Here is an 8696-nt window from a genome sequence, read left to right as displayed (position 1 = left end):
TGCAAATGATTATCATTATCGTTCATTCTCAATAAGCTCTCTGGTTGCCGACAATTGTTTAGGGTCGGGTAACAGAGAAAAACCGCTCTGGACTTACTTTTCAACCTACTTGTCACCCCGTGAGGTCTAAAACCCCGCCCTTTAGGGCGTAATTGTGTTAGAATTACATTGTAGCAATATTCAGCCACCTACTGGGAGTCCCCCAGAAAGTGACGACTAACTCTGAATTGGCAGGGCGTCTGGAAACAGATGGATGTATGACCTAGTAAGGTAAGTACCAGTCAGCCTAGTAAACCTCGTATGAGAGTAGGTTTCAACAAGTAATTGTTGAATCCGAATCCACTCGCCTTTAGGCAGTGGAGTATGTCAAATTTCTAGAATCGCTCTTATGCCAAATCCGATTGTCAAAACCTCTTTATCGTTTTGCTCTCCTTCCTCCCACACTCCCCACCCTCATCAACTAGAAAGAGAAAAGGGGTATCTAAACCGGATTTGGTATTAGAGATTGGAAAATAGCACTTAATCTGCTTCAAAATTAAGAATATCAATGGGAAACACTCTAACCCTTAACTCCACTGGTTGTCCCATCTTATCTGAGAGTATTTTTTGAGTTTTTTTAAGGTTTTCTTCTGGATCAATTTTATCGAGTCTATCAGGGGTAATAATAACATCAGCAATGACAACAATTTTGTCTTCTTTTAGTTGAACATCTACCTTTGTAATAAGACTGTCTTCCCTATCTTTATGTTTACGGTGACGTTTAGCTAATTCATGACGAATTTGATTTTCAATAATCATTTCCCGAAAGGAGAAATTGAGGGGTAAAGTAATCATAATGAGACTTGCTAGTAACCCAAATAAGCTAGCTGTGGCCTTTTTCCAACTACCATAAGACTCAAAAAGAAAGACAACAGAAGCTGTTAAAATAATCCCCACCAAATTTGTCAAAAATAGCATAAAAGAGCCGCTAGATAAGCTTAAACCCTCCACTGCAAAGCCAATCCCTACCACACATAAAGGAGGAACTAATGCCACTGATATGGCTACCCCAGGAATAGCATCAGAAACGCTACGACGTACCTTGGCAAACCCTCCTGCTGTTCCTGCTGCGATCACTACTCCTAAGTCTAGTAAAGTTGGTTTAGTACGAGCCAAAATTTCTGATCCTGACAGTTGATATCCAATAATTTCTGTAGTTAAAAAAGCAATACCAATAGTTAACAAAATACCGAAAATTAAACGAATGAAAGAATAACTAATTAAACGAGGATTAAAAGTAACTAACGCATAAGCTATACCAATAATAGGAATCATCAAAGGAGCAATAATCATCGCTCCAATAATAGTGGCAGCACTATTAGAAATTAAACCAAAAGTAGCAATGGTTGTGGCTAAAATAAGTAAGATAGAGAAATTACGGGCTAAAACTTGATTAAGAAGAATTTGAGATAACTTATCTTCTGAAATCTTTTCTTCTTCTATTTCTGTTCTAAGTTGACAGAAGAATATCCATTCCCGTTTTATAAATGACTTTAGTTTTGACCAAGACATATAGCAGCTAGTTTTAGGAGTTCGGAGTTCGGAGTTCGGAGTTCGGAGTTCGGAGTTAGATATTATATTTACCCCATGAGTCCGAAAAATGCTAGAAAATTTCTTATAAATTAATCTTCTGGTGCTTTACGAATTTGAAAACAACACCATTTTTTACGTTTCCATAAAGCAGCGACGATCCATCCTTCTTGTTCTAGGGTATCAGCGATCGCCTGAGATTGTTCTAACAAAATACCACTTAAAATCCCCCAGGTATTGGGTTTAGCTAACTTAGAAAATTGAGGAATTAAATCAATAATCACCTCAGCTAAAATATTACAAACGATGCCATCTACTCCGTCACTAACTAATTCTAATAACTCTGTCAAACTCCCTTGATTAATAGCCAAATTATTAGGATCAATTTGATTTAGATGACGGTTTTCCCTAGCTGCTTTAACCGCCAAAGGGTCAATATCCACAGCATAAGCTTTACTGGCCCCCAATAAAATAGCCCCAATAGAAAGAATACCCGAACCCGAACCAATATCAGCAATTACCACATCCCTATCAGGTTTCGATAAACGCATTTCCAAAGACTCTAAACACAACTGAGTGGTGGGGTGGGTTCCTGTGCCAAAAGCAACCCCAGGATCGAGTTTAAGAATGAGTTTATCAGTGTTTTCAGGAGGTGTTAACCAAGCAGGATAAATAATAAAGCGATCGCCCACTTCCGTTGGTTCCCAGTATTGTTTCCAACTACTGGACCAGTCTTCCTCGTCGATTAATTTCCAACGGGTTAGAGGTTGGGGTAAATTTAAAACTAAAGCATCTTGCTGTAACCATAGGGATAAAGCAGAGATATCTAGGGATTGATATTTAATTTGTGGAATATAACCCTGAATGATATGAGATTTTCCTTTAATTTCCCGTGAAGTCCCTGAGCAGCCGAACTTATCTAACCGCCAAGTTATTGATTCTTCCAAATGAGGATGGCATAAAATGGTGATTTCCCACCAACTGTTGGACATAGGATTTGTTTTTTAATTAAAAGGACTCGGAGACGGGGGAGATGGGGAGACGGGGAGATGGGGGAGAAAAGTATTAATATTGTTCCCACACTTCCCACACTTCCCACACTCACTATCCTCTATTAAAGCTTAACGGTATAAGCGTCTCGGATGCCATCTACTTTAGTAATTTCGTTCAAGAGTCCTTCTGGTAGGGGATCATCCAAACTTAGGGCCATAACGGCATCTCCTCGAACAATTTTCCGTCCCACTTGCATACTAGCAATGTTAACGTTAAAACTTCCCAAAAGAGAGCCAATTTTACCGATAATTCCTGGCATATCTCGGTGAACGGTAAATAACATATAGTTACTTGGGGGTACGTTAATGGGGAAACCATCCACATCTGTAATGCGAATTTCTCCATCGCTTAATAACGCCCCAGTCACAGAATGTTCTCCTAATGATCCTTGTGCTGCTAAATGCAAAGAGTCGGAATAGTCACGAATAGAAGCGTCGTGGGTTTCAATAATGCGGATACCTCTTTCTTTGGCTTCGATGGCTGCATTTACGTAATTAACCCGTTCTCGCAATGCTTGAGAGAGTAACCCTTTAATCGAGGCCACGACGATAGGTTGACCCTTGGTACTAGCCAATTCTCCTTGTAAACGAACCGTTAACCGTTCAATACGCCCTCCAGCTAATTGACCGACTAAATTGCCCAAAGTTTCTGCTAATTGTAGATAAGGGCGCATTTTTTCCATGACATCTGGGGTGAGTCCTGGAATATTAACCGCAGATCGGGCTGGAAGTCCTAACAAAACATCACGAATTTGTTCGGCCACATCAACGGCCACATTAACCTGTGCTTCGGCAGTAGAAGCCCCTAAATGGGGGGTTAAAATGATGTTTTCGTGTTCTCTGAGTTTGGATTCTTTGAGGGGTTCTTCTTCAAATACATCTAAAGCAGCGCCGGCAATTTTCCCTTCGGCGATCGCTTCAGCTAGGGCAGATTCATCGATAGTACCACCCCGCGCACAGTTGATAATGCGGGCGTTAGGTTTCATCTTACTGAGGGATTCTTTATTGATGATGTGGGTGGTTTCTTTGGTTTTGGGGATGTGCAGGGTAATATAATCGGATTCAGCGAAGAGGAGATCGAGATCCACTAAGGTACAACCTAATTGATCGGCTCTTTCTTTGGAAATAAAGGGATCATAAGCTAATAATTTCATGCCCATTGATTTAGCCACATTAGCCACATGGGAGCCAATTTTTCCTAAACCAACAACCCCCAAGGTTTTCTTATAGACTTCTGCCCCAATGAAGCGTTTACGTTCCCATTTGTCATTTTTGACGGATTGATTAGCTTCGGGAATATGACGGGATAGGGATAACATCATGGCTAGGGCGTGTTCTGCTGCGGCGATGGTGTTGCCTTCTGGAGAGTTTACCACCACGATCCCTTGACGAGTGGCGGCCTGTACATCGATATTATCCACGCCAACCCCGGCCCGTCCAATAATTTTCAGTTGGGTTGCGGCCTCAATAATCTCTTTAGTAACACGGGTTCCCGATCGCAGCATCATGGCATCGTATTCGGGGATAATTTTTACTAACTCTTCTGGGGGTAATCCCGTTTTAACATCCACCTGTGCCACTTGTGAGAGGATTTCAACACCAACTTGGTCAATGGGATCTGATACAAGAACTTTTGCCATAGTAATTCGCCTTGGTAGGGTGATCGTTATTTTGCTCTCATGGTTGCAGTAGTTTATTGTAAGGGTTGATCTCCCCTAAACCCCGAAATCGTTAACAAGTTTTCCAGTTTGCTTATTGGTGGGATTTACATTTACGACTAATGAGCATTATTTCCTAACAAGTCTTGATATTCCACCAGTGCATCAACAAAAAAATAATCCCGAGAGTAATGCAATTTTTGCTCAAAATGACAACTTTACTAGGGGAGAAGAGGTATCATTTAGTACCAGTGGAAATGTCGATTATGAATTAAGGGTTTTAGGTAATCAGTATAAGCTTTTGGCGAATAATTCACAAATTCTCAACGGTTCACTTCGTGTCTATTCTTTTGATCCTGGTACGAGTAATCCGCCATTAGGGACTTTTAACCCCTATGAAATTCCTAATTTTCTTTTTTTTGGAGATAACACGGGTCAAGAATCTGGTGAGTTTACTTTTAGGTCTGCTGAGGTAACAATTAATTCTACTACTGTACCTGAATCTTCAGCTTCCTTGGCTTTGGGAATTCTTGGTGCCTGGGGAATTATACTCAAGATAAAACATATACTATAGCACTTCTCATACTTGTGAGGTACAGAGTTTTCTAGTTTTAGGAGTTCGGAGTTCGGAGTTCGGAGTTCGGAGTTTGGAGGCTCGATATTAGGTGTACATATTGAGTCCGAGAAACGCTATATAATAATAGTTTACTCTTCCTCTCCCCATTTTTTCTTATTTTTTTCTGCTGCCCGTAAAGATTTTTTAGAGGGCATTTCATAGGGAGAATCTAATAATTCTAATTGTTGAGGTTTGGGTGTCTTTGTTCCTTCTTTTCTGCGCTGTGATGTTCTTTCTTCACTGGTATCTTCTGCCACAATTTCATAAAGGGTTGCTAATTTATTTTTCCCCTTCCCTTTCCGTAAAATACGACCTAATCTTTGTACATATTCCCGTGCAGAACTGGTTCCCGATATAATTATCGCAACCTTTACTTCTGGAACATCAACACCTTCGTTTAAAACATGAGAAGTTACTAAACTTTTATAAATTCCTTCTCGAAACTTTGTTAAGATATCGTGACGCTCTTTTACTGGGGTTTGATAGGTGATAGCAGGGATTAAAAATTCTTGAGAAATTCGGTAAACCGTTGCATTATCATTGGTAAAAATTAACAATGAATCTTGATCATGTTCACAAACTAATTCCTCTAATACTCTTATTTTTCCCTCTGTCCCGGCTGCAATTTCTTTTGCCTCTCTATGGGCTAACATTGCCCGTCTTCCTGCTGGACTTCTGGCACTAGCTTTAACAAAAATTTGCCAACCGTTTAAACTCCCTAAAGATATATTAGACTTGCGTAAAAAATCATTTCTAATTTGCATTGCTTGATCATATGTTTTTCTTTCTTTTTGTGATAATTTGACCTTAATTTCTACTACTTTATGATCAGCTAATGTTCCCCCGGCAAGTTCTTTTACTCCCTTGCGATAAACCACTTCACCAATTAAACTGTCTAAGTCACGATGGCTACCATCAGCCCTTTCTGGGGTGGCAGTCAAGCCCAAACGATAGGGAGAAATAGCGTATTCTGCAATAACACGGAAAAAATCTGTGGGAAGGTGATGACATTCATCAAATATCTGCAAAGCGTAACGATTTCCTAATGTTTCGGCGTGAATGGCTGCGCTGTTATAAGTAGCAATTAAAATGGGACTGCGATCACGTGATCCTCCTCCCAATAACCCCACCTCAATGTCAGGAAACGCTGCACACATCTGCGCGTACCATTGGTGCATCAAATCTAGGGTAGGTACTATAATTAGGGTGGTGCGAGGGGTAGCAGTCATGGCTAACTGTGCTAAATAGGTCTTTCCTGCTGCTGTGGGTAACACAACCACCCCTTTACGCCCTGAAAGTTTCCAAGCTTCTAACGCTTCCGTTTGATGGGGATAGGGTTCCCTCTCAAAACTAGGGGTTAAGTCTAGAGGAAAAAAGTCCTTAGCATTGTCAACAAAGTTGAGATTATTTGCTTCTAAGGTTTCAATCAAAACCCGATAATAAATAGCCGGAACCCTAAACTTCTCGATGCGATCGTCCCATGTAGCAAACTCGATCCATGCTTTCCCTCTTGGGGGTGGATGTAAAATTAATGTGCCGCGATCGTACTTCAGTTTACTGGGACGTGCCATGTAGTTATTTAGTATTGTCTTATATTTAAGTTATAGAATTTGATGGATTTTCTCAACTACATCCTCGACAAAATCAACGGTTTCATTGACTAAATTATCATCAATAGACCCACGGTTTCCTATATTATAGGTTGGATCGATGTCTGCTTGATGAGAAATTATATTTCTACGCTCAACAATAAAAGTTAGTTGTTGTTTAATATCTTCTATTGATTAAAAATTTAAACTTAAAATTGCTACCATAGAGATAAGAGTTATTTCTTGTACAAATTTAATGATTTCGGGTCTGCTCTTTGCCTTAATGGGATTTTTTCATTTGTTGAGAATCCTATTTCAATGGCCAGCAATGGTAGGAATATGGACAGTGCCGTTTACCATCTCTGTAGTAGCGATTGTTGTCGCAGGGTTTTTGAGTTTCTGGGCATTTCGTCTGTCAAGGAAAGTGCCTATATCCAGCCATTAGAGAAAAACTATGAGAGAAACTTCTGATGTTTCAATTCTTAACAATTGACACTCTACTCGTCTTTAGGCAGTGGAGTGTCAATCAATGGATTAGAACTTATCACTTTAATATCCATTTTTGATAGTTGATGATTAAGTTTTCATCTTTAATAACGTTTTCTTTACCTAAATAAAAATGGTGTTGCTAAAAGTCACTAACACTGTTATACTGTTAACCAGTATTAAGAGAAATATATGTCAGAAATAGAACAAGTTATTGAAGATTATGTATTAGGCTGGAATAGTTCCAAGCCAGAAGATAGACTGTTATTAATGAAAAAAGTTTTGGCAGAAAATTGTCTTTATCTAGATTCTCATCTACCTAAACCAGTTGATAACATAGAAACACATTGTCAATTGATAGAGAGCTTCAGAGAAAAATTTCCCGAAATTAGCTTACAATTAAGCACAGCACCAGATAGTCATCATGGTCATTTTAAATTAACCTGGAAGATGGTTAAAAAAAATGGAGATGTGTTCCTGGGAGGTAACTTTTTTGGAGAAGTAAACCAACAAAATAAAATAACAAAGTTAGTGGGATTTGTTGATAAGAAATGAGCATGATTAGTATGGGAACTTAATCTGAAATGTTTATGACTTGATTCTGAGTTAAATAAACCTGATTGATATTATACTTGACAATTTGATAAAATAAACCTCTTGCAAAAATATTTTATGCTATAATTAAAGGCTATTTTTTTGCCAATTTAACTTGTTCAGATGTACAAAATATCTGATAATTTTTGAATAATTGAGATAAGAGCGATCGCTTCTACACAAAATCATTAAAAATAGGCTGCTTAAAACAGTTAAGCTAATGATAAAAAGCTCAACCCACTAGAGATTAAATAGATTTTTTTTACAAATTAATTAGCCAAATCGTAGTTATGAAGTCCAGCTATTAAGTTGGCTCTTAATCCAAATCTCTTACCACGATTTCGATAAGGATAAGAAAGGATTTTAAAGATTTTTAAGCGACGATTTATATGTTCGACTGTGATTCTTAATCGATTTAGTTGCCGATTATATTTTTTCTCCTCTTGGCTTAACTTCTTCCCTTTCTTTTTCTTGATGGGTGTTTCACTTAATTGATGAATTTTTCCTATTCCTTGATAGCCTTTATCAGCAAGAACTTTTATTGATGTCCCAAATTTGACCCCACTGTTTTTAAAGTATGTTCTCTTTGTTTTCCACTATAAAACTGTTTTTGTCGTTTTTTCGGCCTTTCAATTTGACTTTCCATGACATCCATTACTACCATTTCCTCTTGATAATTCGTTTTCCATAATTATTTCTTTCCAGGTAGTCGAAATTGACGAGATTTTATTAATATATTTTCGATTTTATGGACAATGCGACAAACGTTAGATTCGGACATTTTCCACGTTAGACTAATATGGTAATAAGTCCTATATTCTCTTAAATACTCAAGCATTATGAGAATGTGGTCTTCAACTATTAATTTTGGTTTACGTCCGGGTTTCTTTTTTCTTTTTAGATAAGCTTTGACAGTGCGAACCATCACTCTGAAAGTTTTTTTTTACTCCTGTCAAACGCTTGAATTCGGTCTCTTTTAACTTTTTAACTTGCCAATATTTCATTATCAAATCAATTTTCTTAGCTGAATAGTTATCTTTAATAATTATACAACGATTCTTGTTTTAAAACTTAATTGATTTTTGGGGTTCAGGCGATCGCCACTATGAGAGTGCGATCGCTTTACCAATGG

The 8696-nt window shown here is 38.3% G+C and carries 6 protein-coding genes and 1 pseudogene; 2 read left to right on the top strand and 5 right to left on the bottom strand.

Annotation, left to right across the window (positions count from 1 at the left end):
- Positions 1–519: 519 nt before the first annotated feature.
- The 3 genes from CWATDRAFT_RS03510 to serA all read right to left on the bottom strand — a co-directional run bounded on the left by CWATDRAFT_RS03510 (position 520) and on the right by serA (position 4261).
- A complete protein-coding gene (locus CWATDRAFT_RS03510; RefSeq protein WP_007303697.1) occupies positions 520–1551 on the bottom strand; it encodes a TIGR00341 family protein in 1032 nt (343 codons plus the stop codon).
- Positions 1552–1661: 110 nt separating this feature from the next.
- Complete coding sequence (gene prmA / locus CWATDRAFT_RS03505; protein ID WP_007303696.1) at positions 1662–2561, bottom strand: 50S ribosomal protein L11 methyltransferase; 900 nt, start codon at positions 2559–2561, stop codon at positions 1662–1664.
- 122 nt (positions 2562–2683) lie between these two features.
- A complete protein-coding gene (serA, locus tag CWATDRAFT_RS03500; protein ID WP_007303695.1) occupies positions 2684–4261 on the bottom strand; it encodes a phosphoglycerate dehydrogenase in 1578 nt (525 codons plus the stop codon).
- Positions 4262–4379: 118 nt separating this feature from the next.
- On the opposite strand from serA, the gene CWATDRAFT_RS03495 reads away from it, so the two are divergent.
- Positions 4380–4853 (top strand): choice-of-anchor Y domain-containing protein, encoded by a 474-nt coding sequence (locus CWATDRAFT_RS03495; protein WP_007303694.1) that lies wholly within the window; start codon positions 4380–4382, stop codon positions 4851–4853.
- A 131-nt stretch (positions 4854–4984) separates the two neighbouring features.
- On the opposite strand, the gene CWATDRAFT_RS03490 is transcribed toward CWATDRAFT_RS03495, so the two are convergent.
- Positions 4985–6466, bottom strand: coding sequence for a DEAD/DEAH box helicase (locus CWATDRAFT_RS03490; protein ID WP_007303693.1), 1482 nt, complete (start codon positions 6464–6466; stop codon positions 4985–4987).
- 696 nt (positions 6467–7162) lie between these two features.
- Here CWATDRAFT_RS03490 and CWATDRAFT_RS03485 point away from each other — a divergent pair.
- Entirely contained in the window at positions 7163–7525 is a 363-nt protein-coding gene (locus CWATDRAFT_RS03485; protein WP_007303692.1) for a hypothetical protein, read from the top strand.
- A gap of 308 nt (positions 7526–7833) precedes the next feature.
- Here CWATDRAFT_RS03485 and CWATDRAFT_RS03480 read toward each other — a convergent pair.
- Positions 7834–8568, bottom strand: a pseudogene (locus tag CWATDRAFT_RS03480) (transposase family protein).
- Positions 8569–8696: the final 128 nt, after the last annotated feature.

Origin of the sequence: Crocosphaera watsonii WH 8501 (assembly GCF_000167195.1) — a bacterium.
GTDB lineage: Bacteria > Cyanobacteriota > Cyanobacteriia > Cyanobacteriales > Microcystaceae > Crocosphaera > Crocosphaera watsonii.
The sequence above is the reverse complement of the archived record's forward strand: the minus strand, read 5'-3'. Positions and strand labels throughout refer to the sequence as shown.